Origin of the sequence: Vibrio sp. 10N.286.51.B11 (assembly GCF_041469245.1) — a bacterium.
In the GTDB taxonomy this organism is placed as follows: domain Bacteria; phylum Pseudomonadota; class Gammaproteobacteria; order Enterobacterales; family Vibrionaceae; genus Vibrio; species Vibrio crassostreae_C.
On sequence record NZ_JBFRKI010000016.1, the window covers coordinates 24593 to 44411 of the forward strand.

Annotated in this window: 1 protein-coding gene; it reads left to right on the forward strand. The window is 47.5% G+C overall.

What is annotated here, in order from left to right; all coding sequences use genetic code 11:
- The coding region (locus tag AB4154_RS09010) for a tandem-95 repeat protein (RefSeq protein ID WP_372122743.1) at positions 1-19646 on the forward strand (19646 nt) is incomplete at its 5' end.
- Between the last annotated feature and the right edge of the window lie 173 nt (positions 19647-19819).

Genomic DNA, 19819 nt, shown 5'->3' on the forward strand with positions numbered 1-19819 from the left:
AGCAGCTGCTTTCTCAAGCCTCTGACGTGGAAGGCGATGACCTGACTGCTAGCGGCCTAACGGTTGGCGGTGATGCAACCGTTACTCAAAACGATGATGGCAGTTTCACGATTACGCCAGATGAGAACTTCAATGGTGACATCGATATCAGTTTCGATATCTCTGATGGTACCAATACGGTTCAAGCATCAGCTGACCTAACGGTTAACCCAGTTAACGACCTGCCAGTCCCTCAAGATCAACAGTTCAGCGTTGAAGAAGATGGCACGCTCATCTTCACCGATGCAGACCTGTTAACAGGTGCTACAGACATCGAAGGTGATAACCTTACAGTTGAAGGTGTGACCTACGATGGTGGCGACGGTATTCTTACTGATAACGGTAATGGTACGTACACCTTTGCTCCGAATGAGAACTTCAATGGCGACGTAAACTTCGGTTTTGATGTATCAGATGGTACCGATACAGTCTCTGCAAACATCGATGTGAGCGTTACGGCAGTTGATGATGCACCTGTGTCAGGCGACCTAGCGTACTCAATCGACGAAGACGGTTCGATTCGTCTAAGTCAAGAGCAGCTTCTATCGCAAGCTTCTGACGTAGAAGGCGATGACCTGACAGCTAGCGACCTTACGGTTGGCGGTGATGCAACGGTTGTAGCTAATGATGACGGCAGCTTCACCATCACGCCAGATGAGAACTTCAACGGTGACATCGATATCAGCTTTGATATCTCAGATGGTACTAACACAGTTCAAGCTTCGGCTGACCTTACAGTTAATCCTGTAAATGATTTACCAGTCCCTCAAGACCAACAGTTCAGTATTGCAGAAGACGGTACTTTACTGTTCACAGACGCGGACCTGCTTACAGGCGCGACAGACGTTGAAGGTGATAACCTGACGGTTGAAGGTATCACTTATGAAGGCACTGATGGCGTACTGACTGACTTAGGTGAGGGCTCATATAGCTTTGCGCCAAACGAAAACTTCAATGGTGATGTGAGCTTTAGCTTCGATGTGTCGGACGGTACCGATACGGTGTCTGCAAACATTGATGTTAGCGTGACTCCTGAGAACGATCCGCCTGTTGCGGGCTCAACGTCCTACACGGTCAATGAAGATAATTCGATTACCATTTCTGATGCACAACTATTGGCAACATCTTCAGATATTGAAGGTGATGTATCGATAGACAGCGTGACTTACTCTGGTAGCGACGGTGTCCTTGAAATCAATGGTAACGGCACTTACACCTTCTCGCCAAATGAGAACTTCAGCGGTGAAATTGCACTGGATGTGGTTGTTGCTGATGAAGATGGTGCGACCGACTCAACGACCGCGGGCATCATTGTTCTTGAAGTGAACGATCCGCCGGTTGCAGGCCCTACGTCTTACACCATTGATGAAGACTCAGTACTTACCTTCAGTGAGTCTCAAGTGTTGCTTAACGCCTCAGATGTAGAAGGGGATGTTGAGCTTGTTGGTATTAGCTACGATGGCCCTGAGGGTATCTTCTCAGTAAATGGTGACGGCACTTGCAGCTTCGCTCCAAATGAGAACTTTAATGGCCAAGTTCAGCTTGATGTCACCATTCGTGATGAAGATGGTGCAGAAGTGGAAACCGTCATCAATGTTGACGTATTACCAATCAATGATGCGCCAGTGTCTGGTGATTTGGCTTACAACGTTAACGAAGATGGTTCAATCACACTGAGCCAAGATCAGCTGTTGTCTCAAGCGTCCGATGTAGAAGGCGAAGATCTAACCGCAAGTGACTTAACAGTTGGTGGTGATGCGACGGTTGTAGCTAACGATGACGGCAGTTTCACCATCACACCAGATGCGAACTTCAATGGTGACATTGATATTCAATTCAACATCACTGACGGTACTGACACGGTTCAAGCAACCGCCGATCTTACTGTTAACCCAGTTAATGACTTGCCGGTTCCTCAAGACCAACAATTCAGTATCGCAGAAGACGGTACGCTTCAATTTACAGACGCCGACTTACTTACCGGTGCCACCGATATTGATGGCGACGACTTAACCGTTGAAGGTATTAGCTATACAGGTGGTGATGGCGTACTGACCGACCACGGTGATGGTACTTATACCTTTGCGCCAAACGAGAACTTCAATGGCGATGTGAACTTCAGTTTCGATGTGTCTGATGGCACAGAAACAGTCAGCGCTAACATTGATGTGAGTGTGACTCCTGAGAACGATCCGCCAGTTGCGGGTTCAACCTCATACATGGTCAATGAAGACAATGCCATCACAATTTCTGATGAACAGTTGCTAGCTAACTCTTCGGATATTGAAGGTGCGGTGTCGGTTGATACTGTGACTTACAGTGGCACTGATGGTGTGTTCCAAGATAACGGCGATGGCAGCTATACCTTCCTTCCTAATGAAAACTTCAGCGGTGATATCAGCCTTGATGTGATTGTTGCAGATGAAGAAGGTGCAATTGATGAAACCACAGCAGGTATTACCGTTCTTGAAGTGAACGATCCACCAGTTGCGGGTCCAACGTCATACACCATTGACGAAGATTCGGTTCTGACGTTCAGTGAATCTCAGATTCTTGTGAATGCTTCGGATATCGAAGGCGATGTAGAACTTGTTGGCATTAACTACGATGGCTCTGACGGTATCTTCACTGTAAATGGTGATGGTACATGCAGCTTTGCACCCAACGAAAACTTCAATGGTCAGGTTCAACTGGGTGTGACCATTCAAGATGAAGATGGCGCAATGGTTGAAACACACATTAACGTTGATGTATTGCCAATCAATGATGCGCCAGTATCGGGCGATTTGGCTTACACCATCAATGAAGATAGCTCCATCACGCTAAGCCAAGAGCAATTGCTAGCAAGAGCAGGTGATATCGATAGCGACAACTTAGAAGCTATCAACCTATCTACTGATGAAAATGCGACCATCCAACACAATGATGATGGCAGCTACACCATCACACCGAACGCAGATTACAACGGTGACCTAGATCTGAACTTCGATATCATCGATAACGATGGTGGTTCAGTTCAAGTTGGCCTAGACATTACCGTGAATCCGGTTAATGACTTGCCACAAGCGCAAGATCAACAGTTCACGATTGAAGAAGACGGTACGTTACTCTTCACCGATGCTGACCTGCTTGTAGGCGCGTCGGATGTTGATGGTGACGAGCTGTCGATTGAAAACGTGCTCTACACTGGTGCAGATGGTGTTCTTAGCGATAATGGCGACGGCACATATAGCTTTGCTCCAAACGAGAACTTCAATGGTGATGTTCAATTCTCATTCGATGTCTCTGACGGTACTGATTCAACATCAGCTGTTATTGATGTCAGCGTAACGCCTGAGAATGACCCACCAGTAGCGGGCTCAACATCGTACACAGTTCAAGAAGATGGCCAAATCACGATCAGTGATGAGCAATTATTGGCAAACTCTTCCGATGTAGAAGGTGATGTTTCACTGTCTGGAGTATCGTACTCCGGTGATGACGGCTCTTTTGTTGATAATGGCAATGGTACTTACACCTTTACGCCAAATGAAAACTTCGATGGTGATATTTCACTAGACGTTGTTGTCGTTGACGAAGACGGTGCAACCGCAACCACAACCGCTGGCATCGATGTTATCGCTGTGAATGACGGACCTGAAACTTCGGGCATTCAGGCTGAAGTCGATGAAGATAATTCAATCACCATTACTCAAGAGCAGTTACTCGCTAATGCGACCGATGTTGAAGGTGATGAGTTAACGGCATCTAACCTACAAACCAACGATCCAGATGCGACAATTGTTACTAATGACGATGGTTCATTCACTATTACGCACACAGAAAACTTCAATGGCGAGTTGGACTTCACATACAGCATCAGTGATGGTGAGAATGAAGTTCTGACGACACTCGACTTGACGGTTAACCCTGTCAACGATGCGCCAGAAGCGGGCGATGAAATCTTCATCCAAGCGCAAGAAGACCAAACAGTTGGTGTGACACTTCGTGAAGAACCAGCACTACGTTTAGACCAAGCGCCAGAAAACGGCATCATTGAAGCAAATGTGAATGACGAATGGGTGGTACTGGAAGTAGGACAAGAAGTTCCTGCAGATACCGAAGTGCGCTTTGTTCCAAGTGAAGATGCTCTTGCTGAAGGTACACACACCACACAAATCGGTACGTTTGACGATAACGCGAGTGTGGATGATTGGGGTACAGAAGTTGACCCTTATACGCGTGAGTTCTCAGATGGTGACTTAACGGTAACTGTTCAAAGTAACGATGACCCTCTTGGTGCCTGGAATGGCAACACCCACATTGGTCATGGTATCGGTGATACTGACCGCCAAGGCTTAAGTGGTGATGAGAAACTGACGGTTTCAGTTGAAGGTCAAGACATCAATGAAATCAGTTTCCACCTAGATGGTTTGGGTGGCTGGTTCATGGAAGAGTCTCGTCACTTTACAGAAGTAGAAATCAAAGCGTTCAATGAGGATGGCGACCTAATTGACTCGATGACTTACCACAAAGAAGACCGTGGTACTTTCGAGACAGATTACACGCTAACGGTTGATCAACCAGTGTCCTACTTTGAGCTTGGTACCGTGCAAGGTAATGGTACTTACGTCGTTCAAAACATGACAGTGTCACAAACTTGTCATGATGAAGCGGTGTTTACATCGATTGGTGTAGATGGCTCAGAGATTACTGAAACGGTTGAGTTGAATATCCATGCGGGTGACAACGAAATCGAGTTAACGGCTGATCTTCCGAATATTACTGTCGATACCGATGGTTCTGCCCAGTTTGCTTCGGTTGTGATTACCGAAGAGCAACTACTGGCGCAAGCATCTGATATTGATGGCGACGACCTTGATATTGAAAATCTAGAGCTAGTGGGTGAAAACTCAGAGCATGCAACACTCACCGATAATGGTGATGGCACTTGGACGGTAACACCGGATGAAAACTTCCATGGTGAAATCGAACTTGGTTACCAAGTTACCGATGGTGAGCTGACAGACAGCAATATCATCAATATCAATTTCGAATCAGTAAATGATGCGCCAATCGTTTCTGGCCCGATTGTTCTATCGACAGATGAAGATGAAGGTATCACGTTCAGTGCAGATGACTTGCTAGCGAACACCACAGATGTGGAAGGCGATACGCTGTCTATTTCTGACATCACTTACGGTGGTGATAACGGTGAGCTAGTTGATAACGGCGATGGTACGTTTACCTTCATGCCGAATGAAAACTTCAATGGTGAAATCGACATCGACTACAAGGTGTTTGATGGAACTGATGAAGTTGCAACGCATCTAGACCTAACGGTCGTACCAGTCAATGATGTGCCGGTTCCGGGTGAACCATTGCACACCCAAATGCTTGAAAACGGCTCCATGATCATCGAAGCGAAAGACCTATTGTCTGGTGCTACCGATGTTGATGGCGACATTCTTCATGTCGAAAACCTATTACTTGCAGACCAAACGCAAGGTACGTTAACGGATAACGGTGATAATACCTTTACCTTCGAACCTGCAGAAGACTTCTACGGTGAAGTGAATCTGACTTTCGATATCAGTGATGGCCAAGCAAGCGCACCAAGTACAGCAAGAGTTGACGTTGAAATTGTCAATGAAGGCCCAGAGGTTGGTGGTCCAATTGAAGCCGCTGTTGATGAAGATGGTTCAATCACTATCACTCAAGAGGATCTGTTAGCGAATGCGACGGATGTCGATGGCGACAACCTTGAAGCCGTTAACTTAGCGACCAACGATCCAAATGCGGTTGTTGTAGAAAACCCAGACGGTAGCTTCACTATTACACCAAGTGCAGATTTCTTTGGTGAGATTGAGTTTACTTATGATGTCACTGACGCGATCGAAACTGTTGCGGCTGACCTCAACCTAACCGTAAACCCTATCAACGATGCTCCAGACGTGCCTGACATGTCTTTCACTACGGAAGACGGTCAAGCGATTACCATTACCGAAGCTGAACTATTAGCACAAGCGACAGACATTGAAGGCGACGAACTGTCAGTTGTGAATGTGACGAGTGCAAGCGACACGGTAGAAGTCACAGACAATGGCGATGGAACATACACATTAACACCAGAGCAGGGCTTCTTCGGTAACGTTGACTTAGCGTTTGATGTGAGCGATGGCACTGATGTGGTTGCCGCAAACATCGACCTAAAAGTTGAGTTCGTCAACGATGCGCCAGAAGCGACGCCAATGGTGGCAGATGTCGACGAAGATGGTTCAATCCTCGTTACACAAGAAATGTTGTTGGAGAACGCGAGCGACCAAGATGGCGATGAGTTGTTTGCAAGCGCGCTTGAAACTAACGATCCAAATGCCAGCATTGTAGACAATGGTGATGGCACGTACACAGTGACACCTTCAGAGAACTTCAATGGCGATATTGCATTCACTTATGAGGTGAGCGACGGTGAGCTGAGCACGTCTAATGATATGACATTGACCGTTAATCCGGTGAATGACATTCCAATTGTTGCTCCAGGAATGTACCACATCGAAGAGGATGGCAGCATCCTGTTCACTCAAGAAGATCTATTGAGTGCTGCAATTGATATTGATGGCGACGACCTAAGCGTTACCAGCATCAATTACTCTGGTGATGAAGGCACAGTAACCGACAACGGCGATGGCACGTTCAGCTTCGTTCCTGAAGAGCACTTCAGTGGTGATCTGCAGTTCAGCTTTACTGTGACAGACGGTACGGATGAAGTTGAACAAGACATTAATGTTCACATTGAAGCAGTTGCTGATGCGCCTGACTTAGTTATCACGGATGGTGATGGTGTTAACGTCGACGACCAGGCGATTTTGGTTGAGCCAGGCGGTATTGTTGAACTGAACATTGCTGCGGCACTTGTCGACCAAGACTTGTCTGAAACACTCACTGTTACAGTAGATGGTGTGCCAGAAGGTTCGGTTATTCAATACGATAACGAAGGCGTTCTGAATGACCAAGAGAACGGTATCACCAGTTACAACGACACTGAAATCACAGTAACGTTTGAAGGTGAGACGGCTGGCTACCAAAACGCTGCGGGTTACTACAAAGTAGACGAAGACGGCAACATCACAGGTGTTGAAGTTGTTTACGAAAACGCATCACAAGTTGGTGGTGGCGGCGACCTTGTTCCAGGGCAAGATCAATTCAGCTTCCAAGTCGAGGAAGGCGAAAGCTTTAACCTGTTCTTAATTCCAAACGGACATCAGCACAACGACTTTGATGCGATGCAAGACGGTCAGTACGAGTTCCGTGCTGAGGATGGTTCGCCTGCGAACATGGATACGGTTGATCCTCAACTTGTCTTTGTGGCTGCTGATGGAACCGAGACAGTGATTCAAGGCCAAAATGGTGACGCGATCTTCCATGGTGGTTCAAGCTCTCAGCTAAACCAAGATGGTATCGAACATACTCGTACTACGGTTAATGAAGACGGCGAGCTGGTTTACGGATTTGAAGATTTGTATGGCGGCGGTGATGCTGACTATTCTGACTTCAACTTCACAATCGATGTCGGTGAAGTGAACAGCCAAATCTACAGCGGTGAAGTAACGGTTGGCCCTGATGGTACGGTGAACTTACCAACAACGGCTATCGAAAATGCGTTACAAATCCAGTTACCAGAAGACTTCAATGAGCAGCTTGAAGTTCATGTAACCGCAACTGCGACAGAGTTATCGAATGATGATTCTGAAACGGTATCTCAAACCATCTACATTAACGCGACAGGCGCGCACATTGAGCACGCACCTGAAGCACTTCCGGTTTCTGCAACGGTTGAAGAAGATGGTTCAATCATCATTACGCAAGAAGACTTATTGGCTAATGCGCGTGATTTAGATGGCGATCAGTTGACGGCTCTGAATTTAGCAACCGATGATGAGAGCGTTACGATTACCGATAACGGTGATGGTACGTACACATTAACGCCAGATGCTGATTTCAATGGCGATGTGAGCTTTACGTTTGATGTGTCTGATGGTGATGATGTTGTCTCTACCAACCTTGAGTTAACAGTTTCACCAGTAAATGACGGTCCAGAAGCACAAGACCACGCATTCACAGTCGGCGAAGATGGCGTGTTAACGTTCAATGACCAAGACCTATTAACAGGTGTAACGGACATTGAAGGGGACGACCTAAGTGTTGAAGGTGTAACTTACACTGGCGCAGATGGTGTCCTAACCGATAATGGCGATGGCACCTACAGTTTCGCGCCGAATGAAAACTTCAATGGCGATGTGAACTTCTCGTTCAATGTATCAGATGGAACCGATACGGTAACCGCTAACATTGATGTGAGCGTGACGCCAGAGAATGATCCTCCGGTTGCGGGTAGTACGTCTTACACGGTTCATGAAGACAACTCTATTACAATCAGTAACGAACAACTGCTAGCGAACTCTTCGGATATCGAAGGCGAAGTCGCAATTGATAACGTGACTTACAGTGGTAGCGACGGTGTTCTGGAAATCAACGGTGACGGTACATACACCTTCTCGCCAAACGAGAACTTCAATGGCGAAGTTAGCCTAGATGTTGTCGTGACGGATGAAGATGGCGCGACTGAAGCAACAACGGCGGGTATTACAGTCCTTGAGGTGAACGATCCGCCAGTTGCTGGCCCAACGTCATACACCATCGATGAAGATTCAGTACTGACTTTCAATGAGTCTCAAGTTCTGTTGAACGCTTCTGATATTGAAGGTGATGTTGAGCTTGTTGAGATCAACTACGACGGCCCAGACGGTATCTTCTCAATCAATGGTGACGGTACATGTAGCTTCGCTCCGAATGAAAACTTCAACGGCCAAGTGCAGTTGGATGTGACCATTCAAGATGAAGACGGCGCTCAAGTTGATACGTTTATTACGGTTGATGTATTACCAATCAACGACGTACCAGTATCAGGCGACCTTGCATACAGTGTTGAGGAAGACGGTTCGATTACCTTGAGCCAAGAGCAGCTTCTTTCTCAAGCGAGTGATGTAGATGGCGACGACCTTACTGTTTCTAACTTGATTGTTGATGGAGACGCGACGGTTGTTGCTAACGATGACGGCAGCTTTACCGTTACGCCAGATGCGAACTTCAATGGTGACATTGACCTAACGTTCGACATTAGCGATGGTACAGATACGCTGGTTGCGACGGCTGACCTAACCGTTAACCCAGTCAATGACCTTCCACAACCACAAGATCAAACGTTCAGCATCGGCGAAGACGGCATCTTGAACTTCACTGATGAAGACTTGCTGACAGGTGCGACTGACATTGATGGGGATGACCTGTCGGTTGAAGGCGTTACTTACACAGGTGCGGATGGTGTTCTTACTGATAATGGCGATGGAAGCTACAGCTTTACGCCAAACGAAAACTTCAATGGTGATGTGAACTTCAGTTTTGATGTGTCAGATGGCACGGATACAGTTCAAGCCAACATTGATGTCAGCGTGACACCAGAGAACGATCCACCGGTTGCAGGTAGCACGTCTTACACCGTTCATGAAGACAACTCAATTACCATCAGTGACGAACAGTTACTTGCTAACTCTTCTGACATTGAAGGTGATGTGGCAGTCGATAGCGTGACTTACACTGGCGCTGACGGTGTCTTTGAAGACAACGGTGACGGTACTTACACCTTCTCACCAAACGAAAACTTCAACGGCGAAGTTAGCCTTGATGTTGTCGTAACTGATGAAGAGGGCGCAACTGAAGCGACCACCGCGGGTATTACTGTACTTGAGGTGAACGATCCACCAATCGCAGGCTCAACCAGCTACTCAGTCAACGAGGACGAAGTTATCACCATCAGTTCAGAGCAACTGTTGGCAAACGCTTCTGATATCGAAGGTGAAGTGGCGATTGATAGCGTTAACTACACAGGTTCAGACGGTATCTTTACCGACAATGGTGACGGAACATTCAGCTTCGCACCTAACGCTAACTTCGATGGCGACGTAAGCCTTGATGTTGTCGTTACTGATGAAGAAGGCGCAACCGTAGCGACCAACGCAAGCATTGATGTTCTGCCTGTTAACGATGCTCCGGTATCGGGCGACTTGGCGTACAGCGTGGACGAAGATGGCTCAATTACCTTGAGCCAAGAGCAATTACTTGCTCAAGCGAGTGATGTTGATGGCGATGACTTAACAGCGGCTAACCTAACCGTTGGTGGTGATGCGACAGTTACAGCAAACGATGATGGTAGTTTCACTATCACGCCAGATGCTAACTTCAATGGCGACATTGATTTGAACTTCGACATTACCGATGGCGATGCGACGCTTCAAGCAACGGCTGACCTAACGGTTAACCCAGTTAATGACCTGCCAACAGTCGGTGAGCCACAATTTGTGACTCAAGAAGACACCAGCTTTACCTTCACAGAAGAACAACTGCTGCAAAATGCGGGCGACATTGATGGTGATAACCTATCGGTTGAAAATGTGGCTTCAGATAGCGGTACTTTGGTTGATAACGGCGACGGCACTTACACATTCGCACCGAATGAAAACTTCGACGGCAATGTGAATGTGACGTTCGACGTGAATGACGGTACCGCGACAGTACCAGCAGAAGCGACGATTGATGTTCAATCTGTGGTTGATATGCCAGAGCTGTCGATTGCGTCTGACTTGGTCATTGCTTCAGACAACTTCGAGTCTGGCTCAAACGGTTGGAATACCGGTACTGAAAGCTCACAAGGGTTCGAATCAGGTGACATGCTAGGTCGTATTGGTGGCACTGGTGGCGATGAAGCTGTCAGCAAAACTTACGACATTCCAAGTGATGTGAGCGAAGTTAATATCTCGTTCAGTTTCTACGAAATTGATTCTTGGGATGGTGAGTCATTCCAAATCTTTGTCGGCGGCGAAGAGCTTACTTCGTTAGACAACTCGGCGTTCCAAACTCAAGATGGCACGACAACGTTGTACGATTCAGCGGGCAATGAAGTGGGTGAAGTTGTTCACGGCGTGTCGCAAGGTGAAGGCTTCAGTGGTTGGAACGACCAAGCACACCAAATCAACCTAACGGTACCCGTTGAAGACGGCCAACTTGAGTTAGGCTTCGGTTCAACCTTGAATCAAGGTGTAAGTGATGAGTCGTTTGGCATCGATAACATTGAAATCACAGTGTCTGACGCGGATTACCAAATCATTGGTACCGAAGATACACCTGTACCACTTGATATTGATGCGGCGCTTACTGATACCGATGGTTCAGAAAACCTTGCTATTTTGATTGAAGATGTGCCGGAAGGCAGCTCGCTTTCTGCAGGTACCGATAACGGTGATGGCACATGGTCATTGCAACCAGGCGAGCTAGAAGGGCTAGAGTTTATCCCTTCAGGTGACTTCAATGGTGATGTGGTTCTAACTGTAAATGCGACATCGACTGATGTTGATACGGGCACCACCGCGACGGCAACCCAAGATGTGACGATTCATATCTCGCCAGCGAATGATGCTCCAGAAGTTGATGGTGACATCAGTGCTGTGACAGCCGAAGACAACAGCATCACGCTAACTCAAGAGCAGTTGCTAGAGCACGCTGTTGACATTGATGGTGATGATTTATCAGCAATCAACCTAACTACCAATGATGAAAATGCGACCGTTCAAATGAACGACGATGGCAGCTTCACCATTACACCGAGTGAAAACTTCAACGGTAATATCGAATTTAGTTACGATGTAACCGATGGAGAAGACATGGTCGCGGCTGGCCTAGACTTGACGGTAACACCTGTCAATGATGCGCCAGAGCCACAAGACCAAGCATTCACTATTGGTGAAGATGGGGTTCTTAACTTCACTGACGCTGACCTGTTAACGGGTGCGACGGATGTTGAAGGTGATGACCTAACAGTCGAAGGTGTGACATACACTGGTGCTGATGGTGTGCTTACCGACAATGGTGACGGAAGCTACAGCTTTGCGCCAAACGAGAACTTCAATGGTGATGTGAACTTCAGCTTTGATGTGTCAGATGGCACGGATACGGTTCAAGCCAACATTGATGTGAGCGTGACGCCTGAGAACGATCCACCAGTGGCGGGTAGCACGTCTTACACTGTGCATGAAGACAACTCAATCACGATCAGTAACGAACAGCTATTAGCCAACTCTTCAGATATTGAAGGTGAGGTTGCGATTGATAGCGTGACTTACACTGGCAGTGACGGTGTGTTCGAAGACAACGGTGACGGCACTTACACCTTCTCGCCAAACGAGAACTTCAATGGTGATGTGAGCTTAGCGGTTGTTGTTACCGATGAAGAAGGGGCAACAGAAGCGACCACCGCGGGAATCACCGTACTTGAGGTGAACGATCCGCCAATCGCAGGCTCAACCAGCTACTCAGTCAACGAAGATGAAGTTATCACCATCAGTGCAGAGCAACTGTTGGCGAACTCTTCTGATATTGAAGGTGAAGTGGCGATTGATAGTGTTACTTACACAGGCGCTGACGGTATCTTTACTGACAACGGCAACGGCACATTCAGCTTTGCACCGAACGCAAACTTCGATGGCGATGTTAGCCTCGATGTAGTGGTGACAGATGAAGACGGTGCGACAGTAGCCACCAGCGCAAGTATTGATGTTCTTCCAATTAATGATCCACCAGTATCGGGTGACTTGGCATACAGCATTGATGAAGATGGTTCGATTACTCTGACTCAAGAGCAGTTGCTGTCTCAAGCATCTGATGTGGATGGCGATGATCTGACCGCAAGCAACTTAAGCGCAGGCGATAATGCAACCGTTGTTGATAATGGCGATGGCACCTTTACGGTAACGCCAGATGCGAACTTCAATGGCGATATCGACCTAAGCTTTGATATTTCGGACGGCACCGAGTCGATTGTGGCGAACGCCGATCTGACGGTAAACCCAGTCAACGACTTGCCAACGACATCTGATGTTTATGCGAACGTTGATGAAGATAATGTCATCACTATCACGCAGGAGCAGTTACTTGCGAATGCCGCTGATATTGAGGGCGATGACCTTGTCGCTTCCGACTTAACATTAGTGGGTGACGATGCAACGATTGTCGACAATGGCGATGGCACGTTCTCAATCACTCCAAGCGAAAACTTCAATGGCTACATCGATGTTGCCTACAGCATCAGCGATGGCGACACACCAATTGCCGCTAACTTAGGCTTGACCGTTGACCCAGTTAACGACGCGCCAATTGTTTCTGCTGATGTGGCGATAACCATTGAAGAAGACGGTTCATACACCATTACTCAAGAAGAGCTCCTACAATTCGCGACTGACATCGAAGACGATGACATGACCGCAATTATCGGAGAGCAGGGCGATGAAACGACCGTTACCGGTACTGTGTTGGATGCTGAAACTGGCAATCCAATCGCAGGTGCGGATGTTACGCTAACCGACAACGCAGGTCATTCTTACACGGCGGAGACGGATCAATCCGGTAATTACTCTGTGAGCGGTCCAGTTGTTGACCAAGGTACCGTTACGATTGAACAAGAAGGCTCTATTACTAGCAGCTTCCTAGTTCCAGCAGGCGAAGATACCAACGGTGGTGTAACCGCTATATCCGAAGTACTTGAAGAAACAGATATGCGTATCGTGGTCACATGGGGCGACAGTCCACGTGATATGGATAACCACTTATGGCTTTACGATACAGAGAATGGCAATGAGCTAGACCATATTTACTATCGCGACATGAGCCATGATCTTGGTGAAGGTAACGTTGTTCAGCAAGATGTAGATGACACAAATGGTGGCGGCCCTGAAACCATCACCATTCCAAACTACCAAGATGCGGACATGCACTATTCAGTACACAACTACACCAGCAGAAGTTGGGATGTAGATGGTGTTGAAGATGTACAAGTTCAGGTGTTTGTAGGCGATACATTGGTTGAAACCTTCAGCCCAGATTTATCTGATAACCCATCAGGTGACCATTGGCATGTATTTGATATCGTGAATGGCGTTATTGTTCCAAGCCAAGATGTAGGCAGCGAGAATGCGTTTGATTTACCAACGGCAGAAGAAGCGCTTGCGAATGAAAACGGCATTGATATCTCTGAATTGCTAACTGGCGATGAAGGTGATGACTCTGGTGATACGGGTGGAAACGAACCAAGTGTTGGAGATGTTTCCATTGAGAACGCTCTTATCACTGACAATGGTGATGGAACTTACACCATTACACCGGAAGAGAACTTCAATGGTGAATTCTCGATTAGCTACAACGTAGACGATGGCAACGGTGGGGTTACTCCAGCGGAACTAGACGTGACTGTAACAGCAGTTAACGACCTTTCTGTAATTTACGACCACGACTACACCATTAATGAAGATGGTTCGCTGACCTTTACCGATGAACAGCTACTGACTGGTGCAACGGATATTGACGGCGATGATCTTTCTGTCGAGTCGGTTAACTACGAAGGTACAGACGGTGTGTTCACGGATAACGGCGACGGTACTTATACCTTTGCTCCAAACGAGAACTTCAATGGTAATGTCGACCTAACTTACGATGTGAGTGATGGTACAGATGTTGTATCGGCGAATATTGATGTTCAAGTGGTTCCAATCAACGACGTACCGGTAGCGGGTTCTACGACTTACAGTGTTGAAGAAGACGGCAGTATCACCCTAAGCGATGCACAACTTCTAGCGAATAGCTCGGATGTTGAAGGGGAAGTGTTTGTCAGCGATGTAAGCTACAGCGGCACTGATGGTGTATTCACTGATAATGGTGATGGTACTTACACCTTTGCTCCAAACGAAAACTTTAACGGTGACATCAGTCTTGATGTATCTGTTATGGATGAAGATGGCGCAACCGCTGAAACAACCGCAGGTATCGACGTCATTGCTGTTAATGACTTGCCGGTTGCAGGTTCAACGACCTACAGCGTTGACGAAGATAACGTGATTACCATCTCTGAAGCACAGCTTCTTGCGAACAGCTCAGACATTGAAGGTGATGTATCCGTTAGCGACGTTTCCTACTCAGGCGCAGACGGTATATTTACTGACAATGGTGATGGTACTTACAGCTTCGCACCAAATGAAAACTTCAACGGCAATGTCAGCCTAGATGTCACCGTTGCTGATGAAGAGGGTGCAACGGCTGAAACCACTGCGGGTATTGAAGTTATCGCGGTTAACGACGCGCCAGTGTCAGGTGACTTGGCTTACTCAGTGGATGAAGATGGTTCAATCACGCTAAGCCAAGAGCAACTGCTGGCTCAAGCATCGGATGTGGACGGCGATGATCTTACCGCGGCCAACCTAACCGCGGGTGATAGCGCTACCGTTACGGCAAACGATGATGGTTCATTTACTATTACACCGGATGCCGACTTTAATGGTGATATTGACCTAAGCTTCGACCTTTCTGATGGTACTGAAACGGTTGTGGCAACGGCCGACCTTACTGTGAATCCAGTGAATGACATCGCGGTTGTAGAAGATGTCGCTTACACCATTGAAGAAGATGGTTCACTTACCTTTACAGACGAGCAACTGCTAGCGGGTGCCTCTGATATTGATGGTGACGAACTTTCAGTTGCTGATGTGTCTTACACTGGCGCAGAAGGTGTGTTCACTGACAATGGCGATGGCACTTACACCTTTGCACCGAACGAGAACTTCAATGGTGACGTAAGTCTGGACTTCTCAGTATCTGATGGTACAGATACGGTTGACGCAAATATCGACGTAACGGTAACAGACGTTAACGATGCACCAGTCGCAGGCGCAACGTCTTACCAAATGAACGAAGATGGCACCATCACATTGAGCCCTGAGCAGTTGATTGCTAACAGCTCCGATGTGGACGGTGAAGTGTCGCTTGATAGCGTGAGCTACTCAGGTGCAGACGGTATATTGGTTCAAAATGAAGATGGTTCGGTAACGTTCGCACCAAACGAAAACTTTAACGGCGACATCAACCTTGATGTGACAGTTATTGATGACGACGGTGCAACGGCTCAGACTACTGCTGGTATTGAAGTCATTGCAGTTAACGACGCACCAGTGGCCGGAAACGTGGCTTACTCGGTTGATGAAGATGGTTCAATTACGCTATCTCAAGAGCAGTTGCTGGCTAACGCATCCGATGTTGATGGTGATGCACTGACCGCAAGCAACCTATCTGCAGGTGACAATGCGACTGTAACAGCGAACGAAGATGGTTCATTTACTATCACTCCGGATGCTGACTTCAACGGAGACATAGACCTAAGCTTCGATGTTTCAGATGGCCTTGAAACTGTTCAAGCTGGCGTCGACCTAACGGTTAACCCAGTCAATGACCTACCAACAGCAGAAGACCAAAACTTTACCGTTGAGGAAGATGGAACGCTAATCTTCACGGATGCAGACCTACTAGCAGGCGCTGCAGACATTGACGGCGATGACTTGTCTATCTCGGATGTGTCTTACACGGGTGCAGAGGGTGTGTTCACTGACAACGGTGACGGCACTTATAGCTTTGCTCCGAACGAGAACTTCAATGGCGATGTAAACCTTGGCTTCACAGTGACTGATGGCACTGAGACAGTCGATGCGAATATTGGTGTGACGGTAACGGATGTTAACGATGCGCCAGTAGCGGGTTCTACGTCTTACCAAATGAACGAAGATGGCACCATCACAATCAGCCCTGAGCAGTTAATTGCTAATAGCTCTGACGTTGATGGCGAAGTGTCGCTTGAAAGCGTGACTTACTCAGGCTCTGACGGCACCTTGATTCAAAACGATAATGGGTCTGTGACCTTCACGCCAAGCGAGAACTTTAATGGTGATATCAGCCTAGATGTGGTTGTGACCGATGATGACGGTGCAACTGCAACAACAACGGCAGGAATCGAAGTTCTGGCTGTGAACGATGGACCAGAATCTGAGGAAGTGAAACTAACCACAGCCGAAGACAGCACCATCCTTATCACACAAGACATGTTGTTAGCTCAAGCTACCGACATCGATAACACCGCAGATGAGCTGTCAGCTTCGGGTCTACAAATCGACCCTAGCTTAGGTGAGTTGCTAGATAACGAAGATGGTACTTGGTCATTTACGCCAAACGAAAACTTCAACGGCGATGTGCCAATGACGTTTAACGTTAGCGATGGCCAAGAGACAATTTCAGTCGACGGCAACATCGATGTTACGCCAGTGAATGATGCACCTGAAGCGCCAATGATTGAGATGCAAGGCGAAGAAGATGTGGTCATGGTGATTGACCCAGCTTACATCGCGGATCAAGTGACAGACCTTGATGGCGACGAGATCAGCATTGAGAGCATCACAGTTCGAGCTCCAGCGAACGCGACCTTAACTCAGCAACCAGACGGCATGTATCACTTAGTGACTACTCAAGACTTCAATGGCTTAGTGGAACTGGGTTATCAAGCTACTGACGGTGAAGAAGTGGTTGATGGGTCGCTGAATGTGGATGTCATTCCGGTTAACGACGCACCATTCAATGTCGGCAACGCAATGATGACCACAGACGAAGATGGCGCGTTCACCTTCGATGCTGGCGACTTGATGAACTTGTTCGGTGACATTGATACCGCTGACCTTGTTGTTTCTCGCATTATCACCGCAGACGGTGAAGATGGCGGAGAAGTAACAGACAACGGTGATGGTACGTGGACATTCACACCAACAGGCGACTTTGCGGGTGTTTCTGACCTACAAGTTGTCGTGAGTGACGGTGAGTTTGAAACGGTTCTCGATGTTCCTGTGTTCGTACGTCCTGTCGCAGATGGCGCGGTTATTTCAACTGACCATGACGGTCCATTGGTGTTCGGTGAGGATGAAACCGGTCACTTAGGACTGAATGTTGGCCTAGTCGATGACTCAGAGACACTGAGTAACCTAGTGATGACAGGTTTCCCTGTTGGATTCGAGGTAACAGATGGTGTGAATACCGTGATGATCACCGAGCCGGGTCAATACATCGACCTGTTCGACTGGGATATCTCAAACATTCAAATGACGCCTCCTGAAGACTTCCATGGTGAGTTCTTCGTAACGGTTAGCGCAACAACGGTTGATTACGGAGATGAGCCGGAAGCGTTTGAAGATGGCATCGATTCTGGTGATTTCGAAACCGTAGCGGGTGATTCCATCATCCTAACGGCGGACGACCTAATCGGTTTGGCTGAGAATGTGGATGCTGACAGTGATGATGAAGTGAAACTGGTTCATCTTGCCGACCGCAGCCAAGGTGAGATTGTCGATAATGGCGATGGCACTTGGACCTTCACACCAGCACCAGGCTTCACTGGCGAAGCAGATATAGCTTACGTGGTTGATAAAGATGGCGTGCTTCATGATGAGCAAACTGGCGTGGTCGTGAAAGAAGGCGACTCGCAAGAGAATGCAGCACCAGAAGTTAACAGCATCACAACGACGGAAATCGCAGCGGATGCAACCTTGTCGTTCACTGATGAAGACATGTTAGCGAATCTGAGCGATGCAGAAGGCGATAGCTTGAGCATTGAGTCAGTAAGCTTGATGGAAGGTCAGGGCGTAATTGAGAGCGATAACCAAGGTAACTATCAATTCACTCCTGCTGAAGACTACACCGGCGATGTTCAAGTTGGGTTTATCGCGACCGATGGCGAAAATCGCATCGAAAGCTTCTTCAATGTGGATATCCAAAGTGGCGATGAAACAGCGGCGAGCGAAGGTTATACCTTAGCTGATGATGGTTCACTAACTATCACGGATGCACAGCTGGTGGATGAGTTGGGCGTGAGTGATTCTGCACAGGTTGTTGATGTTGCAGACGCGAACGATGCTGGCTTCTTTGCTCAATCTGGTGAAGGTGAGTGGACTTACTGGCCGAACGAAGACTTCGATGGCAATTTAGCGATGAATGTTGAAGTTAACGACGGCGGTGAAGTATCAAGTCACAGCTTAAGCATCCAAGTTGAAGATGATTCAGTACAAAGTGATGAACCACAAGTCCAAGCTGCTCAAGCAACAGAAGAGCAACAAGTGGAAGTGGCTCAACAAGCTGATGACCAAGCTCAAGATGCTGAAACTGAAGACAGCGCAGCAGATGTAACTGCGGCGCCGGGCGATACTATCTCTATCTCGATTCCAGATGAGGTGAGTGGTAACGAATCGGTTGATTACGCTGATATGTCTGGCTTACCTGAGGGCGCTACTGTAAGTAACGCACTGGATAACGGTGATGGTAGCTTCACAATCAGTGGCAACTTAGAGCAGCCTGTATCTGTTGAACTTCCAGAAGGTTACGAAGGTACTAGCGAGATCCAATTCCAAGGTTACGACGAATTGGGTAGCTCAATAGACGGTGCTAGCGGTTCTGTTGAAGTTGAGGTCGATGATCAATACACCATGCAAGGATCTACGCAAGAACAGCAACCGGACATGGCAGGTATGGAATCTGGTGGCAGCGACTGGACAAGTGCGGGAGGTCAAGACCAAGGTGTCGACTTCACGGACGACTCTGGAAGTTTCGATTCAGATTCTCAAACTGGAACCGATCAAGGCAACGACTTCGACCAAAGCTCGATTTAATCGAGAGAGCTTAGTTTTAGCCTAAACCGACATCTAGTCTAAACCAACAAGCAGATAGGGCAGCGTAAAGTTGCCCTCATTAAAGCCATGTAGAGTTATTGATACATGGCTTTTTTTTATTTATTTTTTTGTTTCGCTAAATAAACTTGAGAACAGGTAAATATGTCCTTAAT